The sequence below is a fragment of the Kineococcus lubricus genome, assembly GCF_050871965.1.
GTDB lineage: Bacteria > Actinomycetota > Actinomycetes > Actinomycetales > Kineococcaceae > Kineococcus.
Genome location: NZ_JBJLSK010000014.1, coordinates 41,665 through 57,203, shown reverse-complemented (window position 1 = coordinate 57,203; position 15,539 = coordinate 41,665). Strand labels below are relative to the sequence as shown.

Below are 15,539 nucleotides of genomic sequence, written 5' to 3'. Positions count from 1 at the left end.
GCAGTAGCTCGCGGTAGCGCACGAGGCGTGGCGCTCCCCCGGACCTCACCAGCCCTGGTGAGAACCCCGGAGGAGCGTCACGCCTCCTGCGATCCCCTTGCCGTTGCTCGCACCGTCGGCCTCGGTCCGTTCCCGGACCTCACCGCACACCCACGCCGGGATGCCGGCGCGCTCGACCGTGTCCACGACCGCCTGCGCGCTGTCCGCCGCGACGACCGCCAGCATGCCCACGCCCAGGTTCAGGGTGCGCTCGAGGTCGTCCGCGGGCACGCCCCCCAGGTCGCGCACGAGGCGGAAGACCGCACCGGGGGTCCACGTCGAGCGGTCTACCTCGGCCGTGACGTGCTCGGGCAGGCAGCGGGCCAGGTTCGCGGCCAGACCCCCGCCGGTGACGTGGCTCATGGCGTGCACCCCGCCGGTGGCCAGCGTCGCGAGCGCGGGCTTGGCGTAGATGCGGGTCGGGACGAGCAGCTCCTCGCCGAGGGTGCGGCCGAACTCCTCGACGTGCCGGTCGTAGGCCCAGCCGGCGTCGGCGAAGACGCGCCGGACGAGGGAGTACCCGTTGGAGTGCAGCCCGGACGAGGCCATGGCGACCAGGACGTCCCCGGCCTGCACGCGGTGCTCCCCGAGCAGCTCGTCGTGCTCGACGACGCCGGTGACGGCGCCGGCGACGTCGTACTCCTCCGGGCCGAGCAGCCCGGGGTGCTCGGCGGTCTCGCCGCCGACGAGGGCGACCCCGGCCTCCTCGCAGGCGCGGGCGATGCCGGCGACGATCGCGGCCATCCGCTCGGGGACGACCTTGCCGCAGGCGATGTAGTCCGTCATGAACAGCGGCGTCGCGCCGCAGACGACGATGTCGTCGACGACCATGCCGATCAGGTCGGACCCGATCGTGTCGTGCTTGTCGACGGCCTGCGCGACCGCGACCTTCGTGCCGACGCCGTCGGTGCTGGTGGCCAGCAGCGGGCGGCGGTAGTCCTTGAGCACCGAGACGTCGTACAGGCCGGCGAACCCGCCGAACCCGCCGACGACCTCCGGGCCCTGCGTGCGGGCGACGGACGCCTTCATGAGCTCGACGGCGCGGTCCCCCGCGACGACGTCGACGCCCGCGGAGGCGTAGGTCGTTCCACTCACTGCTGTGCTCCCTGGTGGGTCTCGTGCCGGGTGACGGGGGTGATCGGGATGCGCGGCTTGTCCATCGAGTGCTCGCCGAGGCGGTCGAGGTCGTTCAGCGGCACCGGGTACTCGCCGGTGAAGCACGCCGTGCACAGCCGGTCCTTCGGCTGGTCGGTGGCGGTGATCATCCCGTCGGTCGAGATGTACCCGAGGGAGTCGGCCCCGATGCTCTGGGCGATGTCCTCGACGGACAGGCCGTTGGCGATGAGCTCGGCACGGGTGGCGAAGTCGATGCCGTAGAAGCACGGCCACTTCACCGGCGGGGAGGAGATCCGGACGTGGATCTCGGCGGCCCCGGCCTCGCGCAGCATCCGGATCAGGGCGCGCTGGGTGTTGCCGCGCACGATGGAGTCGTCGACGACGACCAGCCGCTTGCCCGCCACGACGTGCTTGAGCGGGTTGAGCTTGAGCCGGATGCCGAGCTGCCGGATCGTCTGGCTGGGCTGGATGAAGGTCCGGCCCACGTAGGAGTTCTTGACCATGCCCTGGCCGTAGGGGATGCCGGACTCCTCGGCGTAGCCGATGGCCGCGGGGGTCCCGGACTCGGGGGTGGGGATGACGAGGTCGGCCTCGACGGGGTGCTCGCGGGCCAGCACCCGGCCCATCTCGACGCGCGACTCCTGCACGACCTTGCCGTTGATCGAGGTGTCGGGCCGGGCGAGGTAGACGTACTCGAAGACGCAGCCCTTGGGCTTCGCCTCGGCGAAACGCTTGCTGCGCAAGCCGTCCGCGTCGATCGCGATGAGCTCACCGGGCTCGATCTCGCGCACGAAGCTGGCGCCGCAGATGTCCAGCGCGGGGGTCTCGGAGGCCACCACCCAGCCGCGCTCGAGGCGGCCGAGCACGAGCGGGCGGATGCCCTGCGGGTCGCGGGCGGCGTAGAGGGTGTGCTCGTCCATGAAGACGAGGGAGAACGCGCCCTGCACGTGCGGCAGGACCTCGGCGGCGGTGGCCTCGAGGGTGTGGTCGGGGTCGCCGCGGAACAGGGCCGTGAGGATCGCGGTGTCCGTGGTGTTCCCGCGGGCGATCTCGCTGGGCGAGGGGCGCCCGCGCAGCGGCAGCTGCGGCGCCTCCTCGGGGTAGCGCTCGGCGAGCATGTCGCGCAGCGCGAACTGGTTCGTCAGGTTCCCGTTGTGGGCCAGCGCGACGGTCCCGCCGGCGGTGTCGCCCAGGGTCGGCTGGGCGTTCTGCCACCCCCCGCCGCCGGTCGTGGAGTAGCGGGCGTGCCCGACCGCGATGTGCCCCTGCAGGGACTCCAGGGCGGACTCGTCGAAGACCTGGGACACCAGCCCGGTGTCCTTGAAGACGAGGATCTGCTCGCCGTTGCTGACGGCGATGCCGGCTGCCTCCTGGCCCCGGTGCTGCAGGGCGTAGAGGCCGTAGAAGGTGAGCTTGGAGACTTCCTCACCCGGCGCCCAGACCCCGAAGACGCCGCAAGCGTCCTGGGGGCCCTTCTCGCCGGGGAGCAGGTCGTGGTTCAGACGTCCGTCACCGCGGGCCACGACTCGAGTGTGTCACACCCCGCGGCGCTTCCCGCGCCGTCGGCGCGGTTCGGGGCGGGTCCCGGTGCGCCGGTCCACGAGCACCGCGACGAGCGCCCCGAGCAGGACGAGCACGAGCCCGAGGGAGCAGAACAGGTAGCCGAACAGCGCCTGCTGGGAGTACCCCGCCGAGGGCGGGGTGGTGAACGCGACGACCGCGGCGACGACGAAGGCCAGCACCAGGCCGGTGGCGGCGAAGGCGCGGAAGCGGGGGGCCCGGCGCCGGGTGACCTGCACGAACGCGGTGCCCTCGCGCTCGCCGTCGCGCTCGGCCTCGCGCTCGGCCTCGGGGGCCGCGCCCTCCTCGACGGGGGGCTGCGCCGGCGGGGGCTGGGACTGCTCGCTCACGGGAGAACGGTACGTGCTCCGGCGTCCGGCGGCGCCACCAGCGGCAGCAGCCCGCCCAGGTCGGCGCGCTGGCCGCTGGCCCGGACCCGCCCGTCCCCGCGGGCCTGCTCGAAGGTCAGCGACCCGGTGGCCAGCGCCAGCCAGGTGGGTGCGTCCATCTCCACGACGGCCGGCGGGGTGCCGCGGGTGTGCCGCGGGCCCTGGAGGACCTGCACGGCGGCGAAGGGCGGCACGCGGACCTCCACGCTGCCGCCGGGGTGGCGGGCCGCCAGCTCCTCCAGCGTGTACCGGACGGCGGTGGCGAGCACCGCGCGGGCGGGGGCGCCGCCCTCGTCGAGGGTCTGGACGGCGAGGCGGAGGGCGGTCATCCCCTCGCCCGGGTCGGTTCGGCGACGGGCGGGCACCGCCTCATGCTCGCACCCGGTGCCCGGCGTCGGCGGGCGCCGGGGCCGGCGGCGCCGCGGCGGGTCCGGGGTTCCCGCGCAGGGCCAGGGCCACGGCGGCCAGGACGAGCAGCACGGCGGCGGCCAGGACCGGCACCGAGACGTCCAGGGCGACCCCCGCCGAGGAGCTGAACCCCACCGCGAGGGCGGGCACGGCCATGCCCAGGTACCCGGCCAGGAAGACGCCCGCGGCCGCCTCGCCGCGCGCGGCGGCGGGGGCCAGCGCCGTCGCCGTCGCCAGCGACCCCTTGAGCAGGACGCCGACCCCGGCGCCGGCGAGGACCCCGCCGCCGGTGAACAGGGCGACGGCCCCGGCCAGGACGCCCGAGCCCAGGACCAGGACCCCGGCGGCGGTCAGGACGAGCCCGAGGCGCACCTGGTGGTGCGGGTGCAGCCGCACGAGCAGGACCTGGCTAAGGGCCGCGGCGGCGAACACGGAGAAGGCTGTCGCGCCGGCGGCCACGGCCCCGGGGTGACCCAGGGAGGTCAGGACCGCGGGGGCCAGCGAGCTGAACAGCCCCATGACGGCGAAGAGCCCGAAGGAGGCGAGCGCCGCGGCCAGGTAGCGGCCGCGGGCCGCGGCGGGGACCACGAGGCGCTGGACGCGGTAGGGGCGGCGCTCGGCCCGCACGGCGGCGGGGACGGTCTCGGGGACGAGGGCGACGGCGGCGGTCAGGACGGCGAGCAGGGCGAGGAAGACCAGGTGCGGGACGCGCAGCGGGTCGCCGAGGTGCCCGACGAGGAACCCGGCGACGAGGGAGCCGAGGCCGAGGCCGCCGAGGTTGGCGGCGGTCGCCACGACGGCGGCGGTGCCGGGGCGGCGGGAGGCGGTGCGCCCGTGCAGCTCGGCCAGCCAGGCCGTCGCGGTGGGGGTGACGGCCCCCACGGCCAGGCCGGTGAGCAGCCGGGCGGCGACGAGCACGACGACGTCCGGGGTGAGGGTCAGGGCCAGGGCCGCGACGGCTTCGAGGGCCAGGGCGGGGACGAGGACGCGGCGGCGGCCGAGGTGGTCGGACAGGTGCCCGACGGTGAACAGGGTGATCGCCACGCCGGCGGCGTAGACGGCGAAGGCGACGGTGACCACCACTGTGGGCAGCCCGTCGCGGAGCCGGTACAGGGCCCACAGGGGCGTGGGCACGGTGGCGAAGGCCATCGCGGTGGCGAAGGCGGTCGCGACGAGCAGGAAGCCGAGGCGGTGCCGGCGGGGCGAGGTCATGGCGGCTGCAACCGGCCGCTGTTCCCGTCCTTCCGTCCCAGCGCTGGGCGATGGGAGGATCCATCGCTGCGAGCGATGGGAGAGGGTGTGGAGCTGCGTCAGCTCGAGGTGTTCCTGGCCGTGGTGGAGACCGGCACGATCAGCGCCGCGGCCCGGAGGCTGGGGGCGGCGCAGTCGGCGGTGAGCACGGTGGTGCGCGCGCTGGAGGAGGACCTGGGCGTCGTGCTGTTCACCCGCACGTCCCGCCGGGCCGTGCCCACCGACGCCGGGCGGGCCCTGCTGCCGCGGGCGCGGCGGTTGCTGGCGGGGGTCACCGAGGCCCGCGCCGTCGTCCGCGAGGCCGGGGACGGGCCCTCCGGCCCGCTGGCCGTCGGCGTCGTGACGACGATGCAGCCGGTGGACCTGCCCCGCCTGCTGCACCGGTTCACCGCCGCGCACCCGCGGGTCTCGGTGTCGATGCGCGTCGTGGCGGACGGCTCGCGGGGGCTGCTGCGGGCGCTGGGCGAGGGCGAGCTCGACGTCGCGTTCCTGTCCTGGCCGTTCCGCCCCCCGGGGCGGGTGGAGCTGCGGCCGCTGGTGCGCACCAGCTTCCGGCTGCTGCTGCCGCGCGGTCACCCGCTGGCCTCGCCCTCCCCCGTCGACCTGGGCGACGTGGCCGGGGAGCGGTGGATCGACGGGCCGCCGGGGTTCGGCAACCGGCTGCAGGTGGACGCGCTGTTCGACCGGGCCGGGGTCCGGCGCGCGGTCGTCCTGGAGGTCCCGGACGTCTCCTCGTTCCCCGCCTACGTCGCCGCGGGGCTGGGCGTCGCGTTCGTCCCCGGCACGGTGCCGGTCCCCGCCGGGGTCCACGAGCAGCCGGTGCGGCCCGGCGGCGCCGGGGACCTGGCGTGGTCGCTGTCGCTGGCGACCGTCCGCCCGACCGCGGACCGCCCGGCCCGCAAGGCCGTCACGGCGTTCCTGGCCGCCGTCGACGACGACGTGCGCCGCGCCCGGGTCAGCACTCGGGGACGTTGACCCCCACCACGGTCAGCGCGAGGCCGCCCAGCGACGTCTCCTTGTACTCCGAGCGCATGTGCGCGCCGGTCTGCCGCATCGTGGCGATGGCGGTGTCGAGGCTGACGACGTGGCGGCCGTCGCCGCGCATCGCGGTGCGGGCGGCGTGGATGGCGGTGGTGGCGCCGACGGCGTTGCGCTCGATGCAGGGGATCTGCACGAGCCCGCCGACGGGGTCGCACGTCAGCCCGAGGTGGTGCTCGACGGCGATCTCGGCGGCGTTCTCCACCTGCTCGGGGGTCCCGCCGAGGACCTCGGTGAGCCCGGCGGCGGCCATCGCGCTCGCGGACCCGACCTCGCCCTGGCAGCCGACCTCGGCCCCGGAGATGGAACCGGTCTCCTTCAGGACGATGCCGACGCCGCCGGCGGCCAGCAGGAACCGGACGGTCCCGGCGTCGTCGGCGCCGGGCACGAAGCGGCGGTAGAAGTGCAGGACGGCCGGGACGATCCCGGCGGCCCCGTTGGTGGGGGCGGTCACGACCCGCCCGCCGGCGGCGTTCTCCTCGTTGACGGCGAGCGCGAACAGGCTCACCCAGTCCATGGCGTGCAGGACGTCGGAGCCGGAGCGGCCCTCCTCGGCGAGCAGTTGCCGGTGCAGCCCCGGCGCGCGGCGGCGGACGCCGAGCCCGCCGGGCAGCACCCCGTCGGTGACCAGGCCGTGGTCGACGCAGGCCCGCATCGCGGCGAAGACGCGCAGCAGCCCGGCGTCGACGTCGGCGGCGGGCCGGATGCTCTCCTCGTTGCGCCGCACCAGGTCCGCGACGCCCAGGCCGGTGGCGCGGCAGTGCTCCAGGAGCTCGGCGCCGGTGCGGAAACCCCACGGCAGGCCGGGGCCGGGGCCGGCGACGGGCGCGTCGGGTTCCAGCGGGTGGTCCTTCACGAACCCGCCGCCGACGGAGTAGGACGTCCGTTCGGCGACGACGGCGCCGTGGGCGTCGCGGGCGGTGAACACCATGCCGTTGGGGTGGGCCGGCAGCGAGCGGGCGACGAGCCGGACGTCGGCGTCGAGGTCGAAGCGGACGGCGCGCCGGCCCAGCAGGTGCAGTTCCCCGGTGCGGCGGATCTCGTCGAGGTGGCCCTCGACGGCGTCGGGGTCGACGTCCTCGGGGCGTTCGCCGAGCAGCCCCAGGACGACGGCGCGGTCGCTGCCGTGGCCGCGGCCGGTGGCGCCCAGGGAGCCGTGCAGGTCGACGGTGACCGAGTGCACCCGGTCGAGGTCGAGGCCCTCGGCGAACGCGAGCGCGGCCCGCATGGGGCCGACGGTGTGCGAGCTCGAGGGGCCGATGCCGATCGAGAACATGTCGAAGACGGACAGGGGCCCGGCCACGCCTCAGCGCTCCCGGCGGTAGAAGGGCAGCGGGACGACCTGCACGGGCAGCTCGGTCCCGCGGACGTCGACGCCCAGGGCGGTGCCCGGCGCGGCGTGGGCGCGGTCGACGTGGGCCAGGGCGACGGGGTGGCCCAGCGTCGGGGACAGCGCCCCGCTGGTGACCTCCCCGACGACGGCGCCGCCAGAGACGACGGCGTACCCGGCGCGGGGGGCGCGCCGGCCGGTGCCGGCGAGCCCGACGAGGACGCGCGGGGGTTCTTCGGCGGCGAGCCGGCGCAGCGCCTCCAGCCCGACGGTGCCGGGGTCCTTGTCGAGGTGGACGATCCGCCCGAGGCCGGCGGCGTAGGGGCTGACGTCGCGGCGCAGCTCGTGCCCGTACAGCGGCATCCCGGCCTCCAGGCGCAGCGTGTCGCGGCAGGCCAGCCCGGCGGGCACGCCGCCGTGCTCGCGGGTCGCGGCCAGCAGGAGGTCCCAGGCGCGCTCGGCGTCGGCGACGGGCACGAGGACCTCGAACCCGTCCTCCCCGGTGTAGCCGGTGCGGGCGAGCAGGACGTCGGCGCCGCTCAGGGTGGTGGGCGTGCAGCGGTAGTAGCCGAGCGCGCCGAGGTCGGCGGCCACCAGGGGTGCGAGGGCGGCGGCGGAGGCGGGGCCCTGGACGGCGAGCAGGGCCCAGCGGGCGGTCTCGTCGGCGACGTGCGCGTCGTGGGGGCGGGCCCGGTCGGCGAGGGCGACGACGACGGGTTCGACGTTCGCGGCGTTGGCGACGACGAGGAACTCCTGCTCGTCGAGGCGGTAGGTCACGAGGTCGTCGACGATGCCGCCGTCGGCGTCGACGACGAGGCCGTACGCGGCGCGGCCGATCGGCATCGCGGAGGGGCGGCCGACGAGGGCGGCGTCGAGGGCGGCGGCGGCGCCGGGGCCGCTGACGCGGATCTCGCCCATGTGGGAGAGGTCGAACAGGCCGGCGGTCTCGCGCACGGCGCGGTGCTCGGCGAGCTCGGAGGTGTAGCGCAGCGGCATGGACCAGCCGGCGAAGTCGGTGAAGGAGGCGCCGAGGGCCGCGTGCCGGGCGGCGAGCGGGCTGGCGGTGGGGGCGGCGGCGGCGGTGGTCAAGGGGCTCCTCTCGTCGCGGCCGCGGGTGCGGCCGGGTGGACCCCCTCTGTCGCGGGACCTGAGAGCTTCACCCGGTGCGCGGCGCCGCGCACGGGCTTTCCCCGTCGGTGAGGACCCGGAGGGGTCCTGCTTTCCAGAGCGGCCTGCCCGTGGCGGTACGTGGACCTGAGAGGTTCCGGGGTGGTTGCTCCTTCGGTGTCCACCGCGGGCGGTGGCGCTCTCCCGCCGGGGCGCAGCGGCCGTGTGTTCAGTTGTCCGTGCTTCGCCGGACAGCCTCGCACACGGCCACCGGAGCGGCTACAGCTCGCCGGTGAGGAACTGCGCGCGCCCGTGCCCGAAGGACCAGTCGGCGTCGGCGTTCTCGACGACGGAGACGACGACGTCGCTGGGGGCGATGCCGGCCTCCTTCTCGAGGTTGCGCGTCAGCAGCCGGTAGAAGTCCTCCTTCTGCTGCTGGGTGCGCTTGCGGCTGGTCATCTGCAGGACGACGACGTCCCGGGTGCGGTCGATGCCCAGGCCGGTGTCGTGGACGACCATCTCGCCCGCGGGGTGCTGGTGCACGACCTGGTAGCGGTCGCCGTCGGGGACCTCGAAGGCTTCCACGACGGCGGCGTGGGCGGCGTCGAGCAGGGTGGTGAGCTCGGCCTGGGTGCGGCCGGCGACGAGGTCGAAGCGGAGCAGGGGCACGGGAACCTCCAGGACTAGTTTGTCCTGTCATTCTGACATGTTAGTCCGCCGCCGGGAACCCCGGTCGTACCGCGCACGACCAGCCGCGGTTCGAGCACCACGTCCACCGGGCCCTCGTCGGCGCCCTCCTCGCCCCCGGCACCGTCGAGCCGGCCCACCGCCAGCCGCACCGCGCAGCGCGCCTGCTCGGCCGGGTCCTGGCTCACCGACGTCAGCCGCACGTGCCCGAGCTGGGCGAGCGGGCTGTCGTCGTACCCGGTCAGCGACACGTCGCCCGGGACGGCCACGCCCTCGCGGTTGAGCACGTCCAGGAACCCGACCGCGACCCGGTCGTTGACCGCCACCACGGCCGTCGGCGCCCACCCCTCCCGCAGGGCGCGGCGGGCCGCGGCCACCCCCGACTCCTCGTCGAACCCCGCCTCGACCGCACGGGTCCGCAGCCCCAGCGCCGCGGCGGCCGCCTCGACGCCCGCGCGGCGGTCCGCGGCGATGTCCCCGGCTCCCCCGCCGACGTGCAGCAGGTCGCGGTGGCCCAGCGCGGCGAGGTGCTCGACCACCAGCCGCATCCCCACCTCGTCCGAGGCGCGCACGACGTCGGGCCCCCGGCCCGGCGCCGCCCCGGCCCGCGCCCGGCGGCCCAGGACCACGACGGGGGCCCGGGCGTCGAGCCGGGCGAGCTCCAGGGGGCTGGACTCCGGCCCGAGCAGCAGCAGCGCCTCGCACCGGGAGTCCAGCAGCGTCTCGACGGCGACCCGCTCCCCGCGGGTGCGGCCGACCGGGGCCAGGACCACCTCGTACCCGGCTTCCTCGGCCGCCGACACCAGCTCCTCGACGAGCTCGGCGTGGTAGGCGTTGCGGACGCTCATGGCGACCCCCAGCAGTCGCGTGCGGCGCAGCGCCAGCGAGCTCGCGGCCCGGTCCGCGCGGTAGCCGAGCTCCTCGGCGGCCCGCAGCACGCGCGCCGCGGTCTGCGCGCTCGGTCCCGCCGCACCCCGCAGCGCCAGGGAGACCATCCCCTTGGAGACGCCCGCCAGCGCGGCGACGTCCTTGATCGTGGGGCGACCGACCGGACCGGGCACCGGACCTCCTGGGACAGCTTGACATCGACGGTGGTTCGAACCGATTCTACTCGTGGCTGTTCAAACCGGTTTGAAAACCGGTCCGCACCACCGTCGGTGCACCCCCCACCCAGTCCTGAGAGGCCCACGAGGATGTCTGCCACCCGCACGCGCCCCCTCGGCGTCGCCGTCATCGGCGCCGGCATGGCCGGTCGCGCCCACATCGCCGGCTACCGCACCGCCACCACCCTCACCGGCGGGGCCTACGGGGAGGGGCTGCCCCCCGTCCGCCTCGTGGCCGTCGCCGACGCGCACGCCCCCTTCGCCGAGGCCGCCGCCACCCGCTACGGCTACGAGCGCGCCGAGACGAGCTGGCAGGCCGTCGCCGAGGCCGACGACGTCGACGCCGTCAGCGTCGTCGTCGCCAACCACCTGCACCGCGAGATCGTCGAGGGGCTGCTCGCCGCCGGCAAGCACGTCCTGTGCGAGAAGCCGCTGGCCCCCTCCGTCGCCGACGCCGAGGCCATGGTCGCCGCGGCCGCCGCCCGCCCCGACCTCGTCGCCGCGGTCGGCTTCACCTTCCGCCGCTCCCCCGCGATCAACGCCCTGCGCGAGCAGGTCCGCAACGGCCACCTCGGCGAGGTCCGGCACTTCAACGGGCACTACTGGTGCGACTACGCCGCCAACCCGGGCGCGCCGATCAGCTGGCGCTACAAGGGCGGCCCCGGCTCCGGCGCGCTGGCCGACATCGGCAGCCACGTCGTCGACCTCGGCGAGTTCTTCTGCGGCCCGGTGCGGTCGGTCCGCGGCGCCGTGTTCTCCCAGGTGACCGCGCGCCGCCCCAAGCCCGTCGGCGTCGTCGTCGGGCACGCGATGTCCGAGGTCGGGACGGAGTTCGAGGACGTCGAGAACGAGGACCTCGCCACCTTCACCGCGACCTTCGCGAACGGCGCGACCGGCACGTTCTCCGTCTCGCGCATCGCCCACGGCCAGCCCAACGGCCTCGGGTTCGAGATCTTCGCCGAGAACGGCGCCGGTGCCTTCGACCTCAACCGCACCGGCGAGTTCACCATCGCCGACAGCACCGCCCCCGGGGTGGTCAACGGGTACCGCCAGGTGCTCGTGGGCCCCGCCCACCCCTACGTCGCCGGTGGCCTCCCCATGGACTTCCCCAGCGTCGGGCACAGCCAGAACGACTTCTTCACGTTCCAGTGCCGGGCGTTCCTGAACGAGATCGCCGGGGGCGCCGGAACCCCGATCGGCGACCTGCCGGTGGTGCCGCCGATGGCCCACGGCCTGCACAACCTGCGCGTGCTCGACGCGGTCACCCGCGCCGCGGCCGCCGCAGGTGAGACCATCCCCGTCGACTGACCGCACCGAACCCCCGGAGAACCCCATGAAGCTCGGCGTCTACAACGCGATCCTGCACGACCGCTCCCTGCCCGAGGCCCTGGAGGTCATCGCCGGCCTCGGCCTGACCGGCATCGAGATCAACACCGGCGGGTTCCTCCCGGCCGTGCACGTCCCCACCTTCGACGACATCCTCGTCAGCGACACCGCCCGCGACGACTTCCTCGGCGTCTTCGAGGGCACCGGCGTGTCGATCGCCGGCCTGAACTGCAACGGCAACCCGCTGCACCCCAACAAGACCATCGGCGACAAGCACGCCGAGGACGTCCGCCGCTCGGTGCGGCTGGCCCACCGGCTGGGCCAGAACCGCGTCGTGACGATGTCCGGCCTGCCGGGCGCCGACGCGTCCGCGGTCCACCCCACCTGGGTCGTCAACGCCTGGAACTCCCGCGACCTGGACATCATCGAGTACCAGTGGTCCGTCGCCGTCCCGTTCTGGAAGGAGATCGACGCCCTCGGCCGCGAGCTCGACGTGAAGGTGGCCCTCGAACTGCACCCGCAGAACGTCGCCTTCAACCCCGCGAACCTGCGCGAGCTCGTCGAGCGCACCGGCGCCACCCACGTCGGGGTGGAACTCGACGCCTCGCACCTGTTCTGGCAGCAGATGGACCCCGTCGCCGTCGTCCGCGACCTCGGCCCCCTGGTGTTCCACGCCGCCGCCAAGGACGTCCGCATCAACCCCGCCGCCGCGATCTACGGCGTGCTCGACAACCGGTTCCGCCGCCTCGACCCCTCCGAGGACCGCACCAACCTCGGCGGCGACGAGTGGGTCAACGAGTGGCCGAAGGAGTCCGCGTGGGACTTCGTCGCGCTCGGCAAGGGCCACGACACCGCGTTCTGGACCGAGTTCCTCCGCGCGCTGCACGAGGTCGACCCGGACATGATCTGCAACATCGAGCACGAGGACGTCGAGCTCGGCCGCGTCGAGGGCCTGGAGGTGGCCGCGAAGGTGCTGCGGGACGCCGCAGCCGCCGCCGGGGTCTGACCCGCCGGGCCCCGGCCGCCGGTACCGCCCGGCGGCCGGGGCCCCGTCAGGGACGGGCGTCCCACACCCGCAGCTTCGCCGGGTTCATCTGGATCCACACCTCGCGCACCCGCCCGTCCGTGACGCCGAAGTTCACCACCGCGCGCACCCGTCCCCCCTGGTCACCGGCGTCGCCGCCGACCAGGAGGAACGCCAGCCCGTCCCCGGTGACGGTGGGCTCCAGCCGCAGCGACGGGTCCTTGCAGGCGATGCCCAGGACGAACCGCGCGACGTTCGAGACGCCCAGCACCGGCCGCCGGGCCGCGCTGACCACCCCGCCGCCGTCGCTGACCAGCGTCACCGACGGGTCCAGCAACGCCGACAGCGCCGCCAGGTCGCCCGTGCCGGCCGCGTGCGCGAACGCCCGGACGACGTCGTCGTGCACGGCCCGGTCCAGCCCCACCGCCCCGCGCTCGCGGACCCGCCGCCGCGCCGAGGACGCCAGCTGCCGCACGGCGGCCGGCGTCCGGCCCACGATCGCCGCGACCTCACCGAACGGGACCGCGAAGACGTCGTGCAGCACGAACGCGACCCGCTCCGCCGGCGTCATGGCCTCCATGACCACCAGCACGGCCGTGCTGACCGACTCGGCCAGGCTGACCCGCTCGAACGGGTCGGCCGCCTCCCCCGCCGAACCGGCGAAGTGCTGCGCCGGGACGGGTTCGGGCAGCCACTGGCCCACGTAGCGCTCACGGCGGTGCCGCGCGGACCCGAGCACGTCCAGGCAGACGCGGCTCGCGACCGTCGTGAGCCAGGCCGACGGGTTCACCACCGCCGCCCGCTCCGCCTCGCCCAGCCGGTACCAGCGGAGGTACGTCTCCTGCACGGCGTCTTCGGCCTCGGCGGTCGTGCCGAGCACCCGGTACGCCAGCGCCACCAGCCGCCGCCGCTCGGCGTGGACGTCCACCGTCTCCTCGACCGCCACCGCTCACCCCTCCCCCGGACCCGCCGACCACCCGGGGGCAGGGTGCCACGGGCGGCCGTTCAGAGGTGCACGACCTCCCCGGTCCGCGCGCTGCGGGCCGCCGCCTCCAGCAGCACGAGCCCGGCGACGGAGTCGGCGGGGTCGACCGGGACGGGTGCGCCCTCGGCCACGGCCGCCGCGAACCCCGCGTAGAAGTCGCGCCAGTCCGCGCGCTCGGCCCGGACCCGCGTGCTGGCGCGCCCGCGGTGCAGCGTGGGCCACGACCCCTCGGGCAGCTCTCCCCACCCCGCGTCCGCGGGCGTGCCCCCGGCCATCAGGACGTCGGCCTGCCGGTCGTCGGCCGGGACCTCCAGGGTCGCGTCGGTGCCGAACACCCGGAACCGGGGGCCGGGGCGCCCGTGCAGGGCCAGGTCCCCCACGACCTCAGAGACGACGCCCGAGACGTGCCGCAGCTGCAGGGCGAACCGGTCCCGCTCGGAGTCGGCGTACACCGACGCGACGGGACCGGCCAGCTGCAGCACCTGGTCGACGACGTGCGCCCCCAGGTCCAGCAGGATCCCCCCGCCGGAGTCGGGGACCCCGCCGGGCGGGGCGAACTGCTCCATGCGCGACTCCACGCGCCGCACCCGCCCGAGCGCCCCGGAGTCCACGACCGCCCGGACCGTGCGGAAGTCGTTGTCGTACCGGCGGTTCTGGTAGGTGGACAGCGGGACACCGGCGGCCCGCGCGGCGTCGACGCACTCCTGCGCCGTCCCGCTGTCGAGGGCGAACGGCTTGTCGCACACGACGGGCAGCCCCAGCCGCACCGCCTCCAGGACGACGTCGGCGTGCGAGTCCGCGGTCGTGGTGACCGTCACGGCGTCGACCAGCCCGGAGGCCGCCATCGAGGCCAGGTCGTCGAAGGCCACCGCCCCCGGGTGGTCCGCGACCAGGTCGGCGCGGCGCTGCGGCGAGCGCGTGACCGCCGCGGTGAGCTCGCACCCCCGCGCGTGCGCGATGAGCGGGGCGTGGAAGTACCGCCCGCCCTTGCCGTAGCCGACCAGTCCGAACCTCACGGTCACGGGGCACCTCTCGTGTTCTGGGAACGGAGGACCCCGGTGGGCGCAGCGCCCACCGGGGTCCCGGGGATGGTTCGTCTCGTGCTGCCGGACCGACGCTCAGGTCAGCGGGTGCCGGCCTTGGCGTACTGCGACACCGCGTCGATGTTCGACGCGTCGATGAACGCCGGGCCGGTGAGGGTCGCGTTGCCACCACCGATGGTGTTGGCGTTCGTCAGGTACAGCCAGATCGAGTCGATCGCCTCGTAGCCCTGCAGGTAGGGCTGCTGGTCGACGGCCCACTCGACCTTCTTGTCGACGATCGCCTGGACGAGCTCGGCGTTGGTGTCGAACGTGGCGAGCTTGGCGGAGCTGCCGGCCTCGGTGATCGACTGCGTCGCGATCAGCGCGATCGGGGCGCCGAGGGTGATGACGTGGTCGATCGAGGAGTCCTGCTGCAGCTTCGCGGTCAGCGTCGTCTGGACGGCCGAGGAGTCGGTGCCGTTGACGTAGATGTTCTCGACCGTGCCGGCCGAGCCCAGCCCGCTGGCCACGCCCTTGCAGCGGTCCTCCAGCTGCACCTGGCCCTGCGTCTGGATGACGCAGAGGACCTTCTTGGCGCCGTCGGTGCCCAGCCGGGCCCCGGCCGCGTTGCCGGCGATGGACTCGTCCTGGCCGAAGTACCCGATGAGGCCGAGGTCCTTCCAGTCGTTGAAGCCGGCGTTGAAGCCGACGACCGGGATGCCGGCGGCCTTGGCGTTCGCCAGGGCCGGTTCGAGGGCCTGCGCGTTCGGCATCGACACGGCGATGGCGTCGACCTTGGAGTCGACCGCGTTCTGGATCAGCGTGGCCTGCTGGGCGGCGTTGTCGTTGTTCGAGTACTGGTACTCGATGCCGTCCTTCTTGGCCGCCGCGTCGGCGCCCTTGCGGATGATGTCGAAGAACGTGTCACCCGCGGAGGCGTGGGTGATCATCGCGACCTTGTACTTCGGGGTGGCGGCCGCCTGGCCGCCCGAGGCGTCGTCGCTGCTGTCGTCGGCCGCACCGCCGGAGCTGCTGCACGCCGCGAGCCCGAGCGCCGCCACCGCCAGCATCGCCGCGGTCCGGAAACCTGCACGAGTCTTCTTCATGTGTGTTCCCATCCTCATCGACAGGTGCCGTCCGCACCGTGCGGATCG

At 75.1% G+C, this 15,539-nt stretch carries 15 protein-coding genes and 2 riboswitches; of the genes, 3 read left to right on the top strand and 12 right to left on the bottom strand.

Annotated elements, in window-relative coordinates; all coding sequences use genetic code 11:
• Window positions 1-45: 45 nt before the first annotated feature.
• From purM to ACRYRX_RS12230, 5 genes are read right to left on the bottom strand one after another with little or no spacing between them, the layout of a single operon-like run.
• Window positions 46-1,134 (bottom strand): phosphoribosylformylglycinamidine cyclo-ligase, encoded by a 1,089-nt coding sequence (purM, locus tag ACRYRX_RS12250; RefSeq protein WP_432512213.1) that lies wholly within the window; start codon window positions 1,132-1,134, stop codon window positions 46-48.
• Window positions 1,131-2,678 (bottom strand): amidophosphoribosyltransferase, encoded by a 1,548-nt coding sequence (purF, locus tag ACRYRX_RS12245; protein WP_432512212.1) that lies wholly within the window; start codon window positions 2,676-2,678, stop codon window positions 1,131-1,133. Before purF ends, purM begins: the two co-directional genes overlap by 4 nt.
• Window positions 2,679-2,690: 12 nt before the next feature.
• On the bottom strand, window positions 2,691-3,065 hold the full coding sequence (locus ACRYRX_RS12240) for a hypothetical protein (protein WP_432512211.1): 375 nt from the start codon (window positions 3,063-3,065) through the stop codon (window positions 2,691-2,693).
• Window positions 3,062-3,433, bottom strand: a complete 372-nt coding sequence (locus ACRYRX_RS12235; protein ID WP_432512210.1) for a sterol carrier family protein — start codon at window positions 3,431-3,433, stop codon at window positions 3,062-3,064. The genes ACRYRX_RS12240 and ACRYRX_RS12235 overlap by 4 nt, the downstream gene beginning before the upstream one ends.
• Before the next feature lie 40 nt (window positions 3,434-3,473).
• The gene (locus ACRYRX_RS12230; protein ID WP_432512209.1) at window positions 3,474-4,724 is read right to left on the bottom strand and encodes an MFS transporter; all 1,251 of its coding nucleotides are present in this window, start codon (window positions 4,722-4,724) and stop codon (window positions 3,474-3,476) included.
• Window positions 4,725-4,811: 87 nt separating this feature from the next.
• Between ACRYRX_RS12230 and ACRYRX_RS12225 the strand changes: the two genes are divergently transcribed.
• Window positions 4,812-5,738, top strand: coding sequence for a LysR family transcriptional regulator (locus ACRYRX_RS12225; RefSeq protein WP_432512208.1), 927 nt, complete (start codon window positions 4,812-4,814; stop codon window positions 5,736-5,738).
• Here ACRYRX_RS12225 and ACRYRX_RS12220 read toward each other — a convergent pair.
• The 4 genes from ACRYRX_RS12220 to ACRYRX_RS12205 form a co-directional block, all read right to left on the bottom strand.
• Window positions 5,719-7,077, bottom strand: coding sequence for an L-serine ammonia-lyase (locus ACRYRX_RS12220; RefSeq protein WP_432512309.1), 1,359 nt, complete (start codon window positions 7,075-7,077; stop codon window positions 5,719-5,721). The two genes, ACRYRX_RS12225 and ACRYRX_RS12220, sit on opposite strands and share 20 nt — an antisense overlap.
• A gap of 30 nt (window positions 7,078-7,107) precedes the next feature.
• Complete coding sequence (gene gcvT / locus ACRYRX_RS12215; RefSeq protein WP_432512207.1) at window positions 7,108-8,220, bottom strand: glycine cleavage system aminomethyltransferase GcvT; 1,113 nt, start codon at window positions 8,218-8,220, stop codon at window positions 7,108-7,110.
• A 39-nt stretch (window positions 8,221-8,259) separates the two neighbouring features.
• Window positions 8,260-8,362: riboswitch (glycine riboswitch) on the bottom strand.
• Between the two features lies 1 nt (window position 8,363).
• Window positions 8,364-8,455, bottom strand: a riboswitch (glycine riboswitch).
• Between the two features lie 62 nt (window positions 8,456-8,517).
• Complete coding sequence (locus tag ACRYRX_RS12210; protein WP_432512206.1) at window positions 8,518-8,907, bottom strand: tautomerase family protein; 390 nt, start codon at window positions 8,905-8,907, stop codon at window positions 8,518-8,520.
• Window positions 8,908-8,921: 14 nt separating this feature from the next.
• On the bottom strand, window positions 8,922-9,986 hold the full coding sequence (locus ACRYRX_RS12205; RefSeq protein WP_432512205.1) for a LacI family DNA-binding transcriptional regulator: 1,065 nt from the start codon (window positions 9,984-9,986) through the stop codon (window positions 8,922-8,924).
• Window positions 9,987-10,118: 132 nt separating this feature from the next.
• Between ACRYRX_RS12205 and ACRYRX_RS12200 the strand changes: the two genes are divergently transcribed.
• Window positions 10,119-11,336, top strand: a complete 1,218-nt coding sequence (locus tag ACRYRX_RS12200; RefSeq protein WP_432512204.1) for a Gfo/Idh/MocA family protein — start codon at window positions 10,119-10,121, stop codon at window positions 11,334-11,336.
• Window positions 11,337-11,361: 25 nt separating this feature from the next.
• Window positions 11,362-12,360, top strand: a complete 999-nt coding sequence (locus ACRYRX_RS12195) for a sugar phosphate isomerase/epimerase family protein (RefSeq protein WP_432512203.1) — start codon at window positions 11,362-11,364, stop codon at window positions 12,358-12,360.
• 46 nt (window positions 12,361-12,406) lie between these two features.
• Here ACRYRX_RS12195 and sigJ read toward each other — a convergent pair whose 3' ends face one another.
• From sigJ to ACRYRX_RS12180, 3 genes are all read right to left on the bottom strand, one after another.
• Window positions 12,407-13,324 (bottom strand): RNA polymerase sigma factor SigJ, encoded by a 918-nt coding sequence (gene sigJ / locus ACRYRX_RS12190; protein WP_432512202.1) that lies wholly within the window; start codon window positions 13,322-13,324, stop codon window positions 12,407-12,409.
• 59 nt (window positions 13,325-13,383) lie between these two features.
• Complete coding sequence (locus ACRYRX_RS12185; RefSeq protein ID WP_432512201.1) at window positions 13,384-14,379, bottom strand: Gfo/Idh/MocA family protein; 996 nt, start codon at window positions 14,377-14,379, stop codon at window positions 13,384-13,386.
• A 107-nt stretch (window positions 14,380-14,486) separates the two neighbouring features.
• A complete protein-coding gene (locus ACRYRX_RS12180; protein WP_432512200.1) occupies window positions 14,487-15,491 on the bottom strand; it encodes a substrate-binding domain-containing protein in 1,005 nt (334 codons plus the stop codon).
• Window positions 15,492-15,539: the final 48 nt, after the last annotated feature.

Coding starts and splice junctions, on each gene's coding strand:
- ACRYRX_RS12235 (WP_432512210.1), bottom strand. CDS start 3,433: ATGACCGCCCTCCGCCTCGCCGTCCAGACCCTCGACGAGGGCGGCGCC.
- ACRYRX_RS12230 (WP_432512209.1), bottom strand. CDS start 4,724: ATGACCTCGCCCCGCCGGCACCGCCTCGGCTTCCTGCTCGTCGCGACC.
- ACRYRX_RS12220 (WP_432512309.1), bottom strand. CDS start 7,077: ATGTTCTCGATCGGCATCGGCCCCTCGAGCTCGCACACCGTCGGCCCC.
- ACRYRX_RS12200 (WP_432512204.1), top strand. CDS start 10,119: ATGTCTGCCACCCGCACGCGCCCCCTCGGCGTCGCCGTCATCGGCGCC.
- ACRYRX_RS12195 (WP_432512203.1), top strand. CDS start 11,362: ATGAAGCTCGGCGTCTACAACGCGATCCTGCACGACCGCTCCCTGCCC.
- ACRYRX_RS12180 (WP_432512200.1), bottom strand. CDS start 15,491: ATGAAGAAGACTCGTGCAGGTTTCCGGACCGCGGCGATGCTGGCGGTG.